The sequence below is a fragment of the Arthrobacter methylotrophus genome (genome assembly GCF_039539965.1).
Lineage (GTDB): Bacteria > Actinomycetota > Actinomycetes > Actinomycetales > Micrococcaceae > Arthrobacter > Arthrobacter methylotrophus.
Genome location: NZ_BAABED010000001.1, coordinates 3,849,771 through 3,869,655 on the forward strand (window position 1 = coordinate 3,849,771; position 19,885 = coordinate 3,869,655).

Genomic DNA, 19,885 nt, shown 5'->3' on the forward strand with positions numbered 1-19,885 from the left:
AACCGGTATTGGCTAGGATCGAGCCCATGATTAATATGATCCAGGCCATCGTCATGGGCCTGCTGCAGGGAATCACCGAGCTCTTCCCGATTTCCAGCCTCGGCCACAGCGTCATCTTGCCCAAGCTCTTCGGTTGGGGCCTGGACCAGACGGCACCAGGATTCCTGAACTTCCTCATAGCCACGCATCTAGCGACAGCAGTCGTACTGTTCTTCTTCTTCCTCCGGGACTGGATTGAAATCGCCAAGGGTCTCGGACGCTCCATCCGGGACAGGAAGATCGCGCCCTCAGACACCTACGCAAAGCTCGGCTGGTTGCTTGTCGTCGGCACCGTACCGGCTGGAATCATCGGCTTGGTTTTGGAAAAGCCCATTCGGAACCTCTTTGGATCCCCGCTGATCGCTGCGGCCTTCCTTGTGGTCAACGGCCTTGTCCTTTTTGGGGCCGAACGTCTGCGGACAAGGGACAGCCGCCGCGCCGCGGCGCAACCGGTGACTGCCACAGCTTCCGACGCCGAAATCGCCACCTTGTCGTGGAAGCGTGCCTTGGGAATCGGAACGGCCCAAGCGGCCGCCCTGATCCCGGGAATCTCCCGCTCCGGCTCGTCCATGGCCGGCGGCTTGCTTTCGGGGCTGAACAATGAGAACGCCGCGAGGTTCAGCTTCCTGCTCGCGACGCCGATCATCGGTGCGGCCGCCCTGCTCAAGCTTCCCGAACTCTTCGCCCCGGCCATGGCCGACGAGCGCGGCGTGTTCCTGGTGGGTGCGCTGTGCGCCGGTGTCGCAGCATGGTTCGCCACGAAGTTCCTCCTCCGTTTCTTTGAGACGCGCACCCTGACGCCGTTCGCCATTTACTCGGTGGTCGGCGGCGCGATCTACTTCGTCTTGATGCTCGTGATGGGATAGCACCCGCCGAAAGCATTGAAACTGTCAGGGGCCCCGCATAGGGTTTTGTCTGTCTCCACCACCCACTCATGAAACCGCAGCCACAGCAGCGGTAACTACCCAGGAGCAAACATGCCCACGCCTGACATCACCCCCGGATCACCTTGCTGGATCGACCTGATGACCTCGGACCCGGAGAAAGCAAAGTCCTTCTACAACACCCTCTTCGGCTGGACCTACGAGACCGGGGACCAAGAAAAGTATGGCGGCTACATCACGGCCTCCAAGGACGGCAAGTTGGTAGCCGGGATCATGCAGAAGCAAGAAAACATGGCCCAGATGCCCGACGTCTGGTCCACATACCTGCGCACTGACGACATTAAGGCCACCACCGCAGCAGCCGTCGCCAACGGCGGCCAGGTCTACATGGAACCCATGGAAGTACCGGAGCAGGGAACCATGGCAATGTATGGAGATTCCTCCGGAGCGGCCATCGGTGCCTGGCAGTTCGGCGAAATGAAGGGCTACCAGGTGGCTGCCGAAACAGGTGCACCCGCCTGGCACGAGCTGTTCGCCAAGGAGTACGATTCGGCAGTTTCCTTCTACCAGAACGTCTTCGGCTGGGAAACCACCGTCATGGGTGACTCCCCGGAGTTCCGTTACACCACGCTGGGGGCGGGCGACCAAGCCAAGGCAGGCATCATGGATGCCTCCGGTTTCCTGCCTGCCGAGGTGCCGTCCTACTGGGGCGTCTATTTCGCTGTGGACAAGGTCGATGCCTCCATCGAGCAGGCCGTCTCCTTGGGCGCCACCATCGTCCAGGCGGCTGAGGACACTCCCTACGGCCGGATGGCCACCCTGACCGACCCGACGGGTGCGATCTTCAAACTCATCGAAAACCAGCCCGCATAAGCCCACACCAGCTAGGCGCAGCCCGCCACCTACCAGAGAGCATGCTCCCCCCACGACGCGGGGAGTGGACATATTGGCAATATGTCCACTCCCCGCGTCAAAGGGAGGGCATGCTCTCTATTGTTTGTGCCGTCACCACATGGCAACCCGGTATTCACCCACGCCTGATGTGATGCCGAGCGTGATATCCCCACCGGAGTAAAGCCCGGTTCACCGCCCGACAACACACGCGACGGGCGTCTTCCAGTGCGCCCACACGGCCAATTGAAAGTTTGAGCTAATGCAATTTAAAAATGGGAAACTCGTCGGTTTGGTGGTGTCAGCGGGATTGCTAGCAGCCCCGCTCGCGACCCTACCGGCGATGGCAGCCGATACACCCCCTGCAACAGGCGCGTCGGTGGTGATCAACGAGGCCTATCTCAGTGGCGGCAGCGCCGGAGCCGCCTTCCGGAACAAGTTCGTGGAGCTGTACAACAGCTCCGACTCCGCCGTAAGCCTGAGCGGATGGTCCCTCCAATACCGTGCGGCGAGCAACGTCAATCCGCCCACCTTCATCACTCCCCTCAGCGGCAGCATCCCGGCCAAGGGATACTTCCTCGTCAAGGGCGCCAGCAACAACGCGGCCTCGACGGCGGCAGAATTGCCAGCCGCCGACGTCGACGGCTCCGGCACGCTCAACCCCAGCGGGAGTGCCGGCACGATCGTCCTCGCGAAACAAGGCACCGCAGTGAACCCGCTCCCCACGGGTTCCGTAGTGGGCAACCCCGCCGTAGCCGATCTGCTCGGCTACGGCACCACGAACACCTTCGAGACCGCAACAGCCCTCGCGCCGGCAAGCAACACCGATGTCAGGAGCCTCAACCGGAACAACGGAGCGGACACCAACAACAATGCCGCAGACCTAAGCCTTAGCGCCGCGATCACTCCGACAGCGGCCGGGGCCACAACCCCTCCGCCGACAGGCCCGGAGACCAAGACCATCGCGGAGATCCAAGGCACCGGAGCAGCCAGCCCGTTCACCGGCGCCACCGTCACCACCCGCGGTAAGGTCACCGCCGTCTACCCAACGGGTGGTTTCAACGGCTATTACGTTCAGACCCCCGGAACCGGCGGCGACAACGATCCAGCGGCCAGGACGGCGTCGGACGCGATTTTCGTCTACTCGCCGTCGACCGTGGAAAGCACCCGGATCGGCGACTACCTCGAGCTCACCGGCGTGGTGAGCGAGTTCGCCAACCAGACGCAGCTCAGCACAGACGCAGCCGGAGTAAAAAAGCTCAGCGACGCCGCGCCTGAGGTCAAGCCCAGCAACTTCACGCTACCGGCTGACGAAGCCACCCGCGAGCGCTATGAAGGGATGCTCGTCGCCCCACAGGGTCCCTTTACGGTGACGGACAACTATTCGCTCAACCAGTACGGCGAAATCGCCTTGGCGGGCGGGACCTCCCCTTTGGTCCAGCCCACAGCAGTGGCAAGCTACGGCTCGCCGGAATACAACGCCGTGGTGGCGGACAACGCCCTGCGGGGCATCAAGCTCGACGACGGCGCGTCCACGAACTTCCTCAAGGACGCCTCCACGAAGGCGGAGGCGCTCCCCTACCTGAGCGCGAGTGATCCCGTCCGGGTTGGATCGGCCGCGAGCTTCCGTACCAACGTGATCCTCGGCTACGGGAACAACGCCTGGAAATTCCAGCCGCTCTCCCAGCTGACCCCGGCCACCGCGGATTCCGTGCAGCCGGTCAGCTTCGCCGGAAGCCGGCCCCAGGCCCCGGCCAACGTGGGAGGCAACCTGAAGATCGCCTCCTTCAATGTGTTGAACTACTTCCCCACCACCGGTGACCAGCTCAGCGGCTGCACCTACTACACGGACCGCGACGGCAACCCGATTACGGTCAAGGACGGTTGCAACGCCCGCGGCGCGGCGAATGCCGAGAACCTCCAGCGCCAGCAGGCAAAGATCGTCGCCGCCATCACGAAGTCCGGCGCCGACGTCGTCTCCCTCGAAGAGATCGAGAACTCGGCACAGTTCGGCAAGAACCGCGACGATGCCCTCGCGAAGCTCGTGGATTCCCTCAACATTGAAACCCCGGGAATCTGGGACTACGTCCGCACGCCTGCCAACGCTCCTCCACTGAGCGACGAAGACATGATCCGTACGGCTTTCATTTTCAAGAAGGCCACAGCCGAACCACTGGGTGAGTCGATCATCCACAACGACACCGTTGCCTTCGCCAGCGCACGCAAGCCCCTCGCCCAGGTTTTCAAGCCGGTGGGAGCAAGCGATGACAAGAAGTTCATCGCGATCGTGAACCACTTCAAGTCCAAGGGCTCCGCAGTCACGCCGGACGACACCGACAAGGGCCAAGGCGCCTCCAACATTGCCCGCACCAAGCAGGCCCAGTCGCTCCTAACCTTCGCCGATGGGTTGAAGTCCTCCATGGGCACCGACAAAGTGTTCCTGATCGGCGATTTCAACGCCTATTCCAAAGAGGACCCGATCAACGTACTGACGGGGGCCGGCTACGCGGATCTGGAAACCACCACGGGCAAGCACTCGTACTTGTTCGGCGGAATGGTCGGCTCCCTCGACCATATCCTGGCTTCTCCCACCGCTCATGAGGTGGTCACGGGAACCGACATCTGGAACATCAACTCGGTGGAGTCGGTGGCATTCGAGTACAGCAGGTACAACAACAACGTGGTGGACTACTACGCCGCGGACCAGTTCCGGGCCAGTGACCACGACCCCGTCGTGGTTGGCTTGAACCTTCCCACCACCCCGGCCAGCGTCGACCTGCAGTTCCTGGGGATCAACGACTTCCACGGACGCATCGACAGCAACACCGTCCTGTTTGCCAGCACCATCGAACAGCTCCGTGCGGGGGCCACACCCGGTTCCACTGCGTTCATCTCCGCGGGAGACAACATCGGGGCATCCCTTTTCGCCTCCGCGGTGGCCAAGGACCAGCCAACTCTCGATGTGCTGAACGCCCTTGAGCTCAAGGCCTCCGCCGTGGGCAACCACGAGTTCGACGGCGGATGGGCGGACTTGCGCGACCGCGTCATCGCTGGCGGAAACAACGCGAAGTTCCCCCTCCTGGGTGCCAACGTCTATCAGAAGGGCAGCACCACCCCGGTGTTGCCCGAGTACACCGTCGTGGACATGAACGGCGTCAAGGTGGCTGTCATCGGCACCGTGACACAGGAGACCCCGTCCTTGGTCAGCCCGGCCGGAATCGCGGACCTCGAGTTCGGTGACCCCGTGGACGCCGTCAACCGCGTTGCTGCCAAGATCAAGGGCGGCAAGCTGGCCGATGTGATCGTCGCGGAGATCCACGACGGCGCCGGAGCCGGTACGCCGGAAGGCGCCACCATCGATCAGGAAATCGCCGCGGGCGGCCCGTTCGCCAAGCTTGTCAAGGAAACCACCCCCGATGTGGCGGCCATCTTCACCGGCCACACGCACAAGGAATACGCCTGGGACGCCCCGATCCTCGACGCCAAGGGCCAGCCGACGGGCAAGACCCGCCCGATCGTCCAGACCGGCAACTACGGCGAAAACATCGGGCGTATCACCTTGACCTTGGACACCAAGACCATGGCCGTGACCGCCTACACAGCCGGCAACGTCAAGCGCTCAACAACGGACATGTCCGGAACCTACCCCCGTGTTGCACAGGTCAAGGCGATCGTCGACAAGGCGCTTGCCGACGCCGCCGCCGTCGGCAACCACCCCATTGGCGCAGTGACTGGGGATATCACCACGGCGTTCACGCCTGACCCCGCCGGCGGGACTCCCAAGCGTGATGACCGCGCGAGCGAATCCACTCTGGGCAATCTGGTGGCCGACTCCCTGGTGGATACGCTCAGGGCACCCGAACTTGGCGGGGCTGAGATCGGCGTCGTGAACCCCGGCGGTTTGCGCAACGAGCTCTACTACGCGCCCGACGGCACCATCACCTACGCGGAGGCCAACGCAGTACTTCCCTTCGTAAACAATCTGTGGACCACCTCCCTGACGGGTGCCAAGTTCAAGGCGCTTCTTGAGCAACAGTGGCAGACCAACGCCGATGGTTCTGTGCCGAGCCGGCCGTACCTGCAGCTCGGCGTATCCAAGAACGTGAACTACACGTACGACGCCGGCCGTGCGGCAGGCGACCGGGTCACCTCCGTTTGGGTGAATGGCGCGCTGATCGACCCCACCAAGCTGTACCGAATCGGTACTTTCAGCTTCTTGGCGGCAGGTGGCGACAACTTCCGGGTCTTCACGGAAGGCGGTAATACCAAGGACTCCGGACTGGTGGATCGTGACGCGTGGATCAAGTACTTGCGAGAGCACCAGCCCGTGTCGCCGGACTTCGCCCGCCGATCCGTAGCCGTCGCGAACACCACGGCGGCAGAAGTGAAGAACGGTGACGCGGTGACCCTGGCCGTGTCCAAGCTGAACCTGACCTCGCTCGGCAGCCCGCAAAACACCTCGCTCCGGGCTGTCTTCACGGATGCCAAGGGGCTCGCAACCCAGCTGGGAACGGTCGCCGTGACTTCCGGTGCAGCGACGGTGAACGTCAAGGTACCTGCAGGAGCGGCCGCCGGCACGGGCACTTTGGCGCTCACCGCCGTCGAGTCCGGGACCGTGGTGAAGACCGCCGTCAAGATTGCCCTCCCGCTGCCTCCGAAGTGCACTGCGCCTGTCATGCCAAACAAGTGGTACGACATCCTTGGCTGGCTCAAGTATGCCTTTGCCTGGCTTGAATACCAGGGATGCCTGAGGGGCTAATCTCAGCACCAACCCCGGATGAGCATGCTCTCCCTTGGCCTCGGCGGATGGACATATGAGGAATATGCCCACTCGTTGAGACGGGCGGGGAGCATGCTCATTCTTCTTTGCGGAGCATGCTCATTTTTGGAGGGGAAGGCCGAGCATGTCCCTGGCGATTTCGTCCGCGTCGCGGAGTGTGCGCTGGCCGCTCTTGTACGCCGGGCCGTTGGAAGGCCGGGCCTCCGCGGCAATGGCCGTCCCCCATTGGGTCGAGGAAAGCTGCAAGCCAAGGGCGTACAACCCGGGAGTCACGGAGCCGTTGGCGCCCACTAAACGGTACGGATGCGAGTGAACATCCAATCCGGAGGTCTGCACCGGCATTCCCTCGGCGGTCATCATCATCTTGGGCCGCACCAAGCCGTCGGCAAGCAACTGCCGCAGGAACGGGGAATCGCTCACTCCCACCCTGTTCGCCGGGGACATGGCCTCGATTAAAGTCCTGGCTTGCGCTGCGTCGTCGTGCACCCAGGCGGATACCGCTTGGAAGGCACGCCTGGAACGGTCCACGTTGAATCGCGGATCCGGACCCACGAAACTCACGACGCCGGCACGCGCCAAGGCGGCCAACTGTTCTGCGCGCAGCGCGGGAGGCCCGCTAGCGAGTCCCTCGACGAAGGACTCGAACCAGCCCCGCAACTCGCCCACCCACGATTGGTCCGTGATGCCGCCGTCGGCCACCGCACTTTTCAGGACGGCCCGTCCCGTATGCAGGGCACCGATGGCCATCTTCACGGGATCGGCCTCCCCCAGGGAGGAACGGCGGGCATCGTCGTCCAGATAGTCCACGACGGCGTCGTCGAGTGCCTTCCTCGACGCAAATGAACGCCCGGCCAACGGCGCCGCGAGACCCAGCAGGTCGAGGCGGCGTGACGCTGCAACATGGTGTGAAACCAGCTCGTTTACTTGGTTTTCCCATCGACCGGTGGCATGCGCATGAGGCCGCAGCAGCTCTTCGAGGGCAGTCAGGAAGTCCGTCGCATGAGACACTGCCACTGGTTCCGCCACGACCAACGTCGAGTAGTAGGCCCACAGGGCATCCCGATGCAGGAGCGGCCAGAGATCGTGATCGAATCCGGGTTGAATGCCCGCGGCGGCGAAGCGTTCCAATGCGCTCTCGGTCAAGTACCGCAAACGCACGGACTTCGGATAATAGCCATCCAGTCCGGCCTTGGCCCGGTACGGAGTGCCGCGCCTGGATGCCGCAATGATCTTCGGTTCCCTGCCCGACGGCAAGTACTTGAGCTTTCCCGGGAGGCCATCGCCCGCAGCCACGAATCGTCCCCCGCGACTTTCCGTCAGCTGGCCGAGCAGGTCGAAGAAGTTCAGTCCCATACCCCGCACCAGCACCGGTTCGGAATCTGGGACCAGTGCCCAGTCCACGTCGGCCGGAGCCGCCGGGGGCAGATACAGCAAACCAAGCTCCGCCGCGGCTTCGCTGAACGAGCGCTGCTCCGGGTTGAGTCGGGACTCAAGGTGGCCCAGCGCAAGGACGAGGGAATCGACGGCGAGCCGGCCGCCGTCGTCGAGTTCGACGTCGAACCCTCCGCCCGCGGGCCCCGCCGCCGCGTCCGGCAAGGGACGGGCCGCCACGGCGCTGCTCCGATGGAAAGCGATTTCGACGCCGGCCGGGACACGCTCCAGCAGTTCTTCCAGCGTGGTACGCAGGTACCGCCCATAAAGGGCGCGGCTGGGAAAGTCGCGGGAAGCGAGCGCAGCAAGTTCGGCCCGTTCCTCGGCGCTCAGGCCTGAACCGTCGCCGGAGCGCTGCTCCGCGCGCCATTTCTCAAAGGAACCCCCGGCCAACGGCGGCGCGAGCCCGGGGTCTTCGGGGATCAACGTGGGGTAGAACGACTGCGTATTCATGAGGTATAGCCGGGATTGTTCGGGCTGCCAGACGTGTCCGGGACCGGCGGGATAGGGATCCACGACGTCGATGTGCAAGGAACGTCCGGCCGTTTCCGTCGCAGCCCAATTGGCGAGCAAACGCTCCAGCACACTGGTGCCGCGGGGACCTGCCCCGATCAGCCCCACCCGAATGTTCTGCGATTTACCCACGCCCAAGCCTAACTTCTTGTGACTTGCTTCCTGCTCAGACAGTCACCCTAGGATGAGGGATGACCACCACAGCAGCTGATCAAGCGCCCGCGCCCGACAACGAAACTGCCCAGGGAACCGCAATCGCCCCCGAACCTGTCGATGAGAACATCTGGCTCGAAGACATTCACGGCGAGGAACAGCTGGCCTGGGTGCGGGAGCAAAATGCCCGCACCGAAGACTTGCTCGACGACGCCGGGTACGCCGCCTTGGAAGCCGGAATCCTGGAGGTTCTGGACTCCACGGACAGGATCGCCATGGTCAACAAACGCGGCGAGCACTACTACAACTTCTGGAAAGACCAACAAAACCCCAAGGGCCTCTGGCGCCGGACCACTTGGGAAAGCTACCTCAGCGAGGCTCCGGAATGGGACGTGCTCCTGGACATCGATGCCCTGGCCGCGACGGAAGGCGAAGAATGGGTCTTCCACGGCGCCAACTTCCTGCGTCCAGCCGAAGGGGAACCGCATCGCTTCGCCATCATCGCCCTCTCCCCCGACGGCGGTGACGCCAACCGCCATCGTGAGTTCGACGTCGAGACCCGCAGTTTCGTGGACCCGGCCGCGGGCGGCTTCGACCTTCCGACGGCGAAGGGCAACGTGAGCTGGCTCGACGCCGATACCCTGCTGGTTGCCACTACCGCCGACGGTCTCCCACGCACCAGCTCATCCTATGCGCGCACGGGAGTCAGGCTTCGGCGCAAGCAAGCTTTGGCTGAAGCCGAACGGATCTTCGAGATCCCCGAAGACCATATGATGGCCCTTGTCGCCCACGACTCCACGCCTGGATTTGAACGCACCTTCGCAGTGGACTGGATCGACTTCTTCAACCGGACCACCTCCGTGCTGCAGGACGACGCATGGCTTCCCCTTGACGTCCCCACTGACGTCAACCTCAGTTCCCACCGCGAATGGATCATGTTCCGTCCACGGCAGGACTGGACCGCGGGCGGAACCACCTACCCCGCCGGGTCTCTGCTGGCTGCCGACTTCGAGGGCTACTTGTCCGGGGCACGCGACTTCACGGTGCTTTTCACCCCGGATGAGCACACCTCCCTGCAGTCCTGGAGCTGGACGCGGGACTACCTCCTCCTGAACCTCCTGCACGATGTCTCTTCCGAAATCAGGGTGCTGGACCCCGCGCGCAAGGACTCTGCCGGCGGGTGGGCCGTGACCCTGTTGGATGCGTGCCCGCCGTTGCACGATGTGAACGCCTACGCGGTGGACGACGAGGACGAAACGGAGGGCGACGACGCCGGCAACGACTACTGGCTCGTTGCGACCGGCTTCACCACTCCCACCACCCTCCTGCGGGGCACCTTGTCTGCCGGCACCCCCAGCTACACCCTCGATGCAGGACACGACGGCGGGGTGTCCAGCAAGCACGCAGTGGTGAAGTCCTCGCCGTCCTTCTTCAACGAGGCGGACTATGAGGTCCAGCAACACTTTGCCACCTCGGCAGACGGCACCCGGGTGCCCTACTTCCAGGTGGCTTCGAAGGGCCTGGATCTCGACGGCGAGAACCCCACGCAGCTTTCGGGCTACGGTGGATTCGAGGTCTCGAGGACCCCTGCCTACAGCGGAGCCATCGGGCGTGCCTGGCTGGAACGCCGAAGCGAAAGCATCCAATCCGAAGACGGCTCCGCGGAACATTCCCGTGGCGGGGTGTACGTCGTGGCCAACATCCGCGGCGGCGGGGAGTACGGTCCTGCTTGGCACCGCGCAGCCCTGCAAGCGAATCGACACCGCGCGTTCGAAGACTTCGCCGCAGTGGCGCGAGACCTCATCGCGCGCGGCGTCACCAGCCCGCGCAGGCTCGGCTGCGTCGGCGGCTCCAACGGCGGACTGCTCGTGGGCAATATGCTGACCCAGTACCCGGAGTTGTTCGGCGCTGTGTCGTGCGGTGTCCCGCTGCTGGACATGCGCCGCTACACGAAGCTTTCTGCGGGCTACTCCTGGATTGCGGAATACGGCGATCCCGACATCCCGGAACAGTGGGATTACATCGGCACATTCTCGCCTTACCACCTGCTGCGCGACGGTGTGGACTACCCGGAGACGTTCATCTGGACGGCCACTTCCGATGACCGGGTGGGCCCGGTCCAAGCCCGGAAGATGGCTGCCCGGATGCAGGCCATGGGCATCCCGAACGTGTGGTTCCACGAAGCGCTGGAAGGTGGTCATGCAGGGGCCTCGGACAACCGCCAGGCGGCCTCGCTCCAAGCCCGCAGCCAGCACTTCCTCTGGCGGGCACTTGCGGGCCGGCAGGGTGCCGGGGCCTGATCATCACCCTGCCGGCCCGCCCCGCGGCTGCTAGACTCCCCCGTTTTGCGCTGCGTGCCCAGTTCTGCGTATCCTTGGTTGGCTAGCAATAGCAACTGGAGACGTGCCAGAGCGGCCGAATGGGCTTCACTGCTAATGAAGTGTGGGGCACAACTCCACCGGGGGTTCAAATCCCCCCGTCTCCGCGTTTTGGCCCCGGTCTTTTGGACCGGGGCCTTTTTGCATTCCAGGTCCCGAGGGCCGGAATTTCTGGGTTTTGGCGTGGTTCATGTCGCAGACTCTTGGAATTCAGCTCGCGCCAGTAGCCTCGTCCGGGTGATCCGAGACCGACGAGGAGAAGTTCATGCGTTCAATGACGAGATTCGCCATCGCGACGGTTGGGGCCGTATTACTGTCAACCATGGTGCTCACTCCGTCTGCATTGGCGGCCGGCAACGGCTCTAACGGCAACGGGCACCAAGGCAACACCGATGGCTTCAGCTTCGGAGTAATCGGCGACGTACCCTACGGCGATGCTGAAATCCAGGCATTCCCGTCCTATATCCAGGATCTTAACGCCCACAAGGAACTGAGCTTTGTAGCACATGTGGGCGACATCAAGAATGGATCATCGCAGTGCACGGACCAGTATTTCGAAGCCATCAAGAAGAACTTTGACAGTTTCACCGCGCCGCTCGTCTACACCCCGGGCGACAACGAATGGACAGACTGCCACCGGACGAACAACGGAGCCTACGACCCCTTGGAAAGGCTGGCCAGGGTTCGGGAAATCTTCTTCCCGAAACCCGGTGTCACGCTTGGTTCGCCCATGCAGGTGAGGTCCCAGGCCAAGGAAGGCTTCCCGGAGAACGTCAGTTTCCGCAAACATGAGGTCGCCTTCGCCACAGTCAACATTCCAGGCAGTAACAACTCGATGCTGCCTTGGACGGGATTGGGCCAAACCCAGCCCACGGCCACCCAGCTCATCGAGGTCCAGCAACGGACCCAGGCGGATATCCAGGAGTTGAAGGACACCTTTCGCAAGGCGCGGAACAACGGCGACCGAGCCGTCGTCGTGATGACGCAAGCCGACATGTTCGACCCGACAATCGCGGCTCCGTCCCAGGTCGATTTTGGCGCTTTCAAGCCGTTGGTACAGACCTTGATCGAGGAATCCAACTCGTTCGGTGGACCCGTCTACCTGATAAACGGCGACAGCCACGTTTATCACCAGGACCATCCCCTCGCGGCCGGTTCCGCGTGGCTGTCCTTTTACGGCCAGCCCACTGCGGCGAAGAACCTGACACGAGTCACTGTGGATGGATCGAACAATGCGAAAGACTGGCTCAAGGTCACGATCAATCCTGAGGATGCAGCGACCGTCGTGTCCTTCGACCGGATACCGTTTACGCACCCGGCTTCCTAGCTAGCGCCCGGCGTCTTTCGTTTTGCCCGGCCAGCCCTCTGGCCTTGCCGTTTAGCCTTGCCGTTTCTCGGGCCTGCTCACGCTCCGGCTGACTGCAGCCCCGGCGTGCCGAGGCAGCGTGAGGCTGTCCGCGGTGCTCAAAAGCATCGCTACAGCCATCGCGAGGAACGCGCCACGGTACGCGGAGGAAGGGCCGCCGCCGAAGAGTGAAGCATGATCGAAGAGGCGCAGGAAGAGTGCGCCTACCGCGATGCCGGTCCCCGCTGCAAGTTGCACCAGAGTGGCCGAAACGGCGTTGGCCGAGGAAAGCTCTCCCGGAACGATGTCCGCATATTGCACGGAGGCGTAGGCCGAGAAGCCGATCGAACGGAAGGCTCCGCTGGCCAGGAGCAGGACAAAAATCAACGGCTCCGGGGTCCCGGCGTTGAGCATTGCGCAAGCTGCAAAGGTGATCGCAGACGCAAGGGAGGCGAAGACCAAGACGGGCTTGAAGCCGAAACGGCGGATGATGGGCGTCGTTGCAGGCTTGATGCTGATGTTGCCGATGAAGACGGCAGCCACCATGGCGCCGGACCTGAGCGGATCCCAGCCAAAACCGTCTTGGAACAACAACGGCAGCAAGAAGGGTACCGAGCTGATGGTCAGCCGGTAGACAAACCCACCCGTGGAGGTCGCCCTGAACGTGCGCGTGGCGAAGACCCGGAGGTCGAAAAGCGGCGACTTGGCCTTGAGCATCCACCAGGCCGCCCCGGCCAAAGCCAATACTCCGGCCAACAGCACAACGGCCGGAATCACGCCCGGGCCGTGACCGCCCACTCCTTCAAGGCCCACCACGAGAGATCCGACGCCGAAGGTGGTTAGCGCGAGCCCCCGCCAGTCGAGCCGTCGGCCAGTGTCACCTCCCGTGCGCGGAACCAGCCGCAACGCCGCGAGGAACGCGACAAGACCCAGCGGTACATTGATCAGGAAGATCCAGTGCCATGAAAGATAGGTGGTGAAAGCTCCGCCCACGAGAGGCGCCAAAACGGGAGCGAGCAAGCCCGGCCAAACAAGGAATGCCGTGGCTCGGAGAAGCTCTGATTTGGGTGTCCCCCGCAGCACTACGAGCGTCCCTACCGGCACCATCATGGCCCCGCCGGCGCCCTGTGCGACCCGGCTCAGCGTCAGCCAGGTGAGGTCCGGGCTGACCGCGCAAAGCAACGATGCCGTCGTGAATACTGCTATCGCCAGGCAGAAGATTCGACGTGCCCCAAAGCGTTCTGCGAGCCAGCTACTGAGCGGAATTCCCATGGCCACCGTCACCAGGTAGGCGGTCATCGTGACGTTGATATCGGCAGAAGCGACTGTGAAGTCGGCTGCAATGCTGGGCATGGCGGTAGTGAGGACCGTACCGTCCAGGAACTCCATGAAGAAGGTGGCGGCAACCAGCAGTGCGAGCCGTGGCTGCCACTTGGATCCGGACTCGACAGGCGGGGCTGCGCCGTTCAAGCTGCTTGACCGAGTACGAGGGGTAACACCGATCCCGCTCCGGCTTGCCTGAGGGCGCGGCCTGCAATGGTCATGGTCCAGCGGCTGTCCGCCAGGTCATCGACCAAGAGGATGCCTTGGCCGCCGAGCGAGGCGAGGTTCTGTGCAAGTTCGGTGCCAACTACTAGGCGGTCCCAGACACCGGCCAGCCGGTAGGCGCTGTTGCCTCCCCGGGCGCCGGCGGGCCCACCATGCTCGAGTTGGAGGGGGCCCAGATACGGCATCTGGCCGATCCCCGCTATGCCGCGGGCCAAGGATTCAACCAGCACCGGCTTGTTTCTGGAGGGGATGCTCACGACGGCTACCGGCCGTCCTTGCCCGCTCCACCCCGCGGTTCTGCCATCTCCGACGGCCCACTCGCGCAAGACCTGAACACAGCCCTGCAACATAGCCGGTTCAATTTCACGGTCAGCCGCGCCGGTCGCAAAGAGTTCGCGGAGGGCCCCTCCCCAACCCAAATCAGTCAGGCGGGCCAGGACACGGCCTTCAGCCAGCAACTCTTCCGGCTTGATCTTGCCTTTCACGGCCACGCCCAGCCGGTCCATGCCGCTGGGCCATTGAAGCCGGGGTTCCAGCACCAGGCCCGCGCGCCGGAGGGTCTGCCCCGCAGCGTCTGCGGCGGCTGCTTCCACGTGGGCCGGGAACCATGTACCAGCGCAATTGTCGCAATGGCCGCAGGCACGTGCGGACTCGTCGTCCAAGACGGCGGTGATATATTCCATCCGGCATCCAGCAGTGTCCTGGTAAATCACCATGGAGTCTTGCTCGTCCACCCGGGCCTCGGCAATACGAGCGTAGCGTTCGGCATCGTAGATCCAGGGACGTCCCGTGGACCTCCAGCCGCCGCCGACTCGCTCCACCGCGCCATCGACCGCAAGGACCTTCAACAGGAGTTCCAAGGGCGTCCGGCGCAAGTCCACCCGCGCTTCGAGGGCCACGGTGGACAACGCAGAGCCGGACCCGGCCAGGACGTTGAGGACGGCTGCGGCCTTTTCCTCCGAAGGCATGGAAGCGGTGGCAAAGTACTGCCAAATTTCGCGGTCTTCGGACCCAGGCAGGAGGAGGACATCGGCATTTGCGGCGCCACGACCGGCTCGGCCCACTTGCTGGTAGTAAGCCACCGGCGACGAAGGTGCGCCGAGGTGGATAACGAAACCAAGATCGGGTTTGTCGAAACCCATGCCGAGGGCCGAGGTGGCCACCAGCGCCTTCACTTGGTTGTCCTTGAGAAGCTGCTCGGCCCGTTCCCGGTCCGCAGGGTCCGTGCGTCCTGTGTAGGACAAGACCTGGTGGCCCGCTTCGGAGAGAAGCCGTGCAGTGTCTTCGGCGGCGGAAACGGTCAAGGTATAGATGATCCCGCTGCCTGGCATATCAGCAAGATGTGTGAGCAACCAGCCCAGGCGATCCCTTGAGTCGGCAAGCTTCAGGACACCCAGCCGCAAGGACTCTCGGCCAAGAGTGCCACGGATGGTAAGAACGCCGGAGCCGAGCTGCTCCTCGATGTCATGCACCACCCGGGAGTTGGCCGTCGCCGTGGTCGCCAGCACGGGGACGTTACCGGGCAACTGCTCGATGAGATCGGAGATGCGCCGGTAGTCGGGACGGAAATCGTGGCCCCAGTCCGAAATGCAGTGTGCCTCGTCAATCACCAGGAGGCCGGTACGGCGGATGAGCTCGGGGAGCTGGTTTTCCCGGAAGGAAGGGTTGGTGAGCCTTTCCGGCGACACCAGAAGAACGTCCACCTGGTCAGCGGCGAGTTGCTCGCGAACGTTGTCCCACTCGAGCTGGTTGGCCGAGTTGATCGCCACTGCTCGCACACCGGCCCGGGCGGCGGCGGCCACCTGGTCCCGCATGAGTGCGAGCAGCGGGGAGACAATCAGCGTGGGCCCGGCTCCTCGCCGCCTCAGCAACAACGACGAGACGAAGTACACCGCGGATTTACCCCAGCCAGTCCTCTGGACCACCAGGGCGCGCCGTCCGGCGTCGACGAGGGCTTCGATCGCCTCATACTGGCCGTCGTGGAATTGCGCGTCCGTACTCCCCACAAGCTCCCGCAATACCTCAAGAGCTTGCAGCCGGGTGGTGGACTGTTCTGCTGCGAGGAGAGCAGCATCAGGGTTGTTGGGCATGGGTTCAGTATTCCAGCATGCGCAAACAGCCAGAACCTGGAACTTCATCTATGTGGACGAACATCCGTGTAGCGAAGGTTTTCCACATAGCCGCTTTCCTGGCAAGGTGACGGCCGGGCTCCACAGTAGGATTGAGCCCGTGACTAGCGAGCAGAAGAAGAAGACATTTGACCTCTCGGCTTCCTTCAAGGCCTACGACGTTCGGGGAATCGTCGGTGAATCCATTACATCCCGCATCGTGGAATCCGTCGGCGCCGCTTTCGTCGACACCCTCGGGCTTTCGGGCGAGACCGTTCTGGTGGGCGGCGACATGCGCCCGTCATCGCCCGAGTTCATCAAGGCATTCGCCGACGGCGCCGCTCGCCGGGGTGCCAATGTCCAGCTTCTGGGCCTCATCTCCACCGACGAGCTCTATTACGCCTGCGGCGCCCTCAATGCCGCCGGCGCCACGTTCACTGCGAGCCACAATCCCGCAGAGTACAACGGCATCAAGATGTCCAAGGCCGGTGCTCAGCCGATCTCGTCCGAAACAGGACTCAAGGAAATCCAAGCACTCGCGGAGAAGTACCTCAATGACGGCGACATTCCTGCTGCGGACGTCCACGGTGAGATCAGCTCCCACGATGTACTGAAGGATTACTCGGAATACCTGCGCAGCTTGGTTGACCTTAAAGTCTCCCGTCCTTTGAAGATCGTCGTCGACGCCGGGAATGGCATGGCCGGACTCACCACGCCCGCCGTGCTCGGTGACACGCTGCTTCCGGCGCTGCCGTTCGAAATCGTCCCCCTGTACTTTGAGTTGGACGGTTCCTTCCCGAACCATCCGGCCAATCCCCTTGAACCTGAAAACCTGCGTGATCTGCAGGCCGCCGTCATCGAGCACGGCGCGGATATCGGGCTGGCGTTCGACGGAGATGCCGACCGTTGTTTCGTGATCGACGAGAAGGGCGAGCCGGTATCGCCCTCGGCGATCACCGGCATGGTTGCGCGGCGGGAAATCGCCCGCGCCCAAGCCGCGGGAGAAGAAACCCCCGTGATCATTCACAATTTGCTGACCTCCCGGGCCGTCCCGGAGCTCGTGGCCACGGATGGTGGCAGGGCTGTCCGCACACGAGTGGGACACTCTTTCATTAAGGCGGTCATGGCAGAAGAAGGGGCCGTCTTCGGCGGCGAGCACTCGGCCCACTTCTACTTCCGCGATTTTTGGAACGCGGACACCGGGATGCTCGCGGCCATGCACGTGTTGGCAGCCTTGGGCGAGCAGGACGGCCCGCTGTCGGAGCTCGGCCGCCAGTACGAGCCCTACGTTTCCTCCGGCGAGATCAACTCCGAAATCGAAGACAAGGCAGGAGCCATTGAGCGCGTCCGCGCCGAATTTGATGGCGAAGACGTCGATGTCGACACCATGGATGGCAGTACCTTCACCGCGAAAGATGGAAGCTGGTGGTTCAACCTTCGTCCGTCCAACACGGAGCCGTTCCTGCGCCTGAACGCCGAAGCAAAGGATGTGGCCACCATGGAAAAGGTCCGCGACCGCGTCCTCGCCCTGGTTCGAGCCTAGCCAGCAGGCCCGAAGACGAGCAGTAGCATGGGTAACACAGCCAACAACCCCGAAAATGCGGCAGAGCGTGAACTCCACGACGTCCGTGAGACCTTGGGAGCCGCCTTGGCGACGGCGCAGGAACACTTGGAACAAAATGGCGGCTTCCTGCCCTTCGCAGTCACGCTCGCGGACGACGACGAACTCCGGCTCGTCTTCGTCTCGCCCGGCGAGCCGGATGACGAAGGAAACGTCGACACCGAGTCGATGTTGGCAGACATCCTTGAGTTGCTCCGTCAAGGTCGGGATGGATACCGCGCCGCGGCGATTGCCAGCGACGTCATCCTTCCCGAACATGGCTCGGACGGAATTCACGCCGCTGCTGAGGATCGCAACGGCGGGCTGATGGCAGCTGTGATCCCCTATGTAAAGACAAGCGAAGGTTTCGCCTTTGACACCGCAGAAGCAGATACCAACGAACCCCTTATCTGGGTGGACTAGACCTGACTACGTAAGCTTGAAGGCATGAAGATCAATGCCTTCGCAGATGTGAGCCTGCGCGCGCTCCTGGTCCTATCGTCCGCGCCCGCAGGGGAACTCCTGACCACCCAAAACATCGCGGATGCTGTAGGGACGCCCTACCATCACGTCAGCAAGGCCATTGTTCGGCTGCGCGAGTTGGGCTTGATCGACGTCGAGCGCGGACGCAAGGGCGGATCCCGGCTCAGCCAGGCCGGACACAAAGCCACCGTGGGCCAGCTCCTGCGGGAACTTGATACCAGATCGGATCCCGCGGAGTGCCACTCCTCCCACGGCGACTGCCCCTTGATCATCGAATGCGGCCTACGTGGCGCCTTGGCCCGCGCCCGCGAGGCCTTCTACCGGGAGCTTGACGGCGTCGTCGTCTCCTCCCTGCCGAGTTTTCGGCAGATGGCCCCGGTGTTCCAAACGATCGGCTTGCGCCCCGGGATGTAACTCTCAGCCGTCGATTGGCAAAATCCTTCTACGACGTGTAGAAATGAACCATAGATACTTGCATTCGAAATACAAGTATTAGTCTCGGCCCGTACGGAAGCTGTGGGCCACTACGACAGGAGTACGTATGCTCTCGGACAAGTCCTTCCCCGTCATTCAGGCGACGTTGCCGCTCGTCGGCTCCAGGATTGGCGACATCACCCCCAAGTTCTACGACCGCCTCTTCGCCGCGCACCCCGAGTTGCTCGACGGGCTGTTCAGCCGTTCGAACCAGCGCTCCGGCAGCCAGCAGCAAGCCCTCGCCGGAAGTATCGCCGCATTCGCGAGCCACTTGATAAACAACCCGGGAAGCCTGCCGGAGACTGTGTTGTCCCGCATCGCCCACCGCCACGCTTCACTCGGCATCACCGAACCGCAATACCAAGTGGTCTACGAGCACCTCTTCGCTGCCATCGCAGAGGACCTGGCCGACGTCATTACCCCTGAAATTGCCGAAGCGTGGACTGAGGTCTACTGGCTCATGGCGGACGCCCTGATCAAGCTGGAAAAAGGGCTCTACGCAGCCCAGGCCAACGGCAAGATGTGGAGCCCCTGGAAGGTCGCGTCCAAGACTCCCGCGGGCACCGGGTCCATGACCTTCGTCCTGGAGCCCGCAGACGATACACCGGTCACCGAGGCGCTGCCCGGCCAATACATCAGCGTCAAGGTCACGCTCCCCGACGGTTTGCGCCAGGTCCGGCAGTACTCGCTTTCGGGCGCCGCGGGCACCAGCCGCAGCTTCACCACCAAGATCGACGACGGCGGCGAAGTTTCCCCCGTGCTGCACAACTCAGTGAAGGTCGGTGACGTCCTGGAGATTTCCAACCCTTATGGCGAAATCACGCTCAAGGACGGCGACGGGCCCGTAGTCCTCGCCTCGGCCGGCATTGGCTGCACGCCCACGGCTTCCCTCCTGCGTTCGCTCGCCGATTCCGGCTCGAATCGACAGGTCCTGGTCCTGCACGCCGAGAGCAATCTGGACAGTTGGGCGTTGCGCGGGCAGATGACGCACGACGTCGAGCGCTTGGATGCGGCAGAACTTCAGCTCTGGTTGGAGGAACCGCAAGGCGGGTCCAATGCGGGCTTTATGTCTCTGCGCGAAGTGGACCTTCCGGCCGATGCCTCGCTGTACCTATGCGGCCCGCTGCCGTTCATGAAGCACATTCGCAATGAAGCGATCAATGCCGGAATCCCTGCCACGAAGATCCACTACGAAGTCTTCGGGCCGGACATCTGGTTCGCCAACTAGCTAGCACCAGATGTCGTTTAGAGGCCCCAA

At 63.2% G+C, this 19,885-nt stretch carries 12 protein-coding genes and 1 tRNA gene; 10 read left to right on the plus strand and 3 right to left on the minus strand.

Annotated features, from left to right (window positions below):
- Positions 1–26 precede the first annotated feature (26 nt).
- From ABD884_RS19860 to ABD884_RS19870, 3 genes are all read left to right on the plus strand, one after another.
- A complete protein-coding gene (locus ABD884_RS19860) occupies positions 27–905 on the plus strand; it encodes an undecaprenyl-diphosphate phosphatase (protein ID WP_028265958.1) in 879 nt (292 codons plus the stop codon).
- Between the two features lie 111 nt (positions 906–1,016).
- Positions 1,017–1,796 carry a VOC family protein gene (locus ABD884_RS19865; protein ID WP_345050340.1) on the plus strand — a complete coding sequence of 260 codons (780 nt, stop codon included), beginning with the start codon at positions 1,017–1,019 and terminating at the stop codon, positions 1,794–1,796.
- Between the two features lie 280 nt (positions 1,797–2,076).
- Positions 2,077–6,573, plus strand: a complete 4,497-nt coding sequence (locus ABD884_RS19870) for an ExeM/NucH family extracellular endonuclease (RefSeq protein ID WP_345050350.1) — start codon at positions 2,077–2,079, stop codon at positions 6,571–6,573.
- Between the two features lie 120 nt (positions 6,574–6,693).
- Here the strand turns inward: ABD884_RS19870 and ABD884_RS19875 are convergent, their stop codons facing one another.
- The gene (locus tag ABD884_RS19875) at positions 6,694–8,670 is read right to left on the minus strand and encodes an FAD/NAD(P)-binding protein (protein ID WP_345050353.1); all 1,977 of its coding nucleotides are present in this window, start codon (positions 8,668–8,670) and stop codon (positions 6,694–6,696) included.
- A gap of 59 nt (positions 8,671–8,729) precedes the next feature.
- Here ABD884_RS19875 and ABD884_RS19880 point away from each other — a divergent pair, with 59 nt between their 5' ends.
- From ABD884_RS19880 to ABD884_RS19890, 3 genes are all read left to right on the plus strand, one after another.
- Positions 8,730–10,991: a prolyl oligopeptidase family serine peptidase gene (locus ABD884_RS19880; RefSeq protein WP_345050359.1), complete on the plus strand. Its 2,262-nt coding sequence runs from the start codon at positions 8,730–8,732 to the stop codon at positions 10,989–10,991.
- Positions 10,992–11,088: 97 nt separating this feature from the next.
- A tRNA-Ser gene (locus ABD884_RS19885) sits at positions 11,089–11,176 on the plus strand.
- Between the two features lie 215 nt (positions 11,177–11,391).
- The gene (locus ABD884_RS19890; protein WP_345050363.1) at positions 11,392–12,396 is read left to right on the plus strand and encodes a metallophosphoesterase family protein; all 1,005 of its coding nucleotides are present in this window, start codon (positions 11,392–11,394) and stop codon (positions 12,394–12,396) included.
- Positions 12,397–12,447: 51 nt separating this feature from the next.
- Here the strand turns inward: ABD884_RS19890 and ABD884_RS19895 are convergent, their stop codons facing one another.
- Both ABD884_RS19895 and ABD884_RS19900 read right to left on the minus strand, forming a co-directional pair.
- The gene (locus ABD884_RS19895) at positions 12,448–13,884 is read right to left on the minus strand and encodes an MFS transporter (protein ID WP_345050367.1); all 1,437 of its coding nucleotides are present in this window, start codon (positions 13,882–13,884) and stop codon (positions 12,448–12,450) included.
- Positions 13,881–16,052, minus strand: coding sequence for a RecQ family ATP-dependent DNA helicase (locus tag ABD884_RS19900; protein WP_345050373.1), 2,172 nt, complete (start codon positions 16,050–16,052; stop codon positions 13,881–13,883). Before ABD884_RS19900 ends, ABD884_RS19895 begins: the two co-directional genes overlap by 4 nt.
- 139 nt (positions 16,053–16,191) lie before the next feature.
- On the opposite strand from ABD884_RS19900, the gene ABD884_RS19905 reads away from it, so the two are divergent.
- The 4 genes from ABD884_RS19905 (at position 16,192) to ABD884_RS19920 (ending at position 19,855) form a co-directional block, all read left to right on the plus strand.
- Positions 16,192–17,613: a phosphomannomutase/phosphoglucomutase gene (locus tag ABD884_RS19905; RefSeq protein ID WP_345055100.1), complete on the plus strand. Its 1,422-nt coding sequence runs from the start codon at positions 16,192–16,194 to the stop codon at positions 17,611–17,613.
- Between the two features lie 27 nt (positions 17,614–17,640).
- Positions 17,641–18,093 (plus strand): hypothetical protein, encoded by a 453-nt coding sequence (locus ABD884_RS19910; protein ID WP_345050378.1) that lies wholly within the window; start codon positions 17,641–17,643, stop codon positions 18,091–18,093.
- 24 nt (positions 18,094–18,117) lie between these two features.
- The gene (locus tag ABD884_RS19915; protein WP_345050389.1) at positions 18,118–18,567 is read left to right on the plus strand and encodes an RrF2 family transcriptional regulator; all 450 of its coding nucleotides are present in this window, start codon (positions 18,118–18,120) and stop codon (positions 18,565–18,567) included.
- Positions 18,568–18,694: 127 nt separating this feature from the next.
- Positions 18,695–19,855, plus strand: a complete 1,161-nt coding sequence (locus ABD884_RS19920) for a globin domain-containing protein (RefSeq protein ID WP_345050400.1) — start codon at positions 18,695–18,697, stop codon at positions 19,853–19,855.
- Positions 19,856–19,885: the final 30 nt, after the last annotated feature.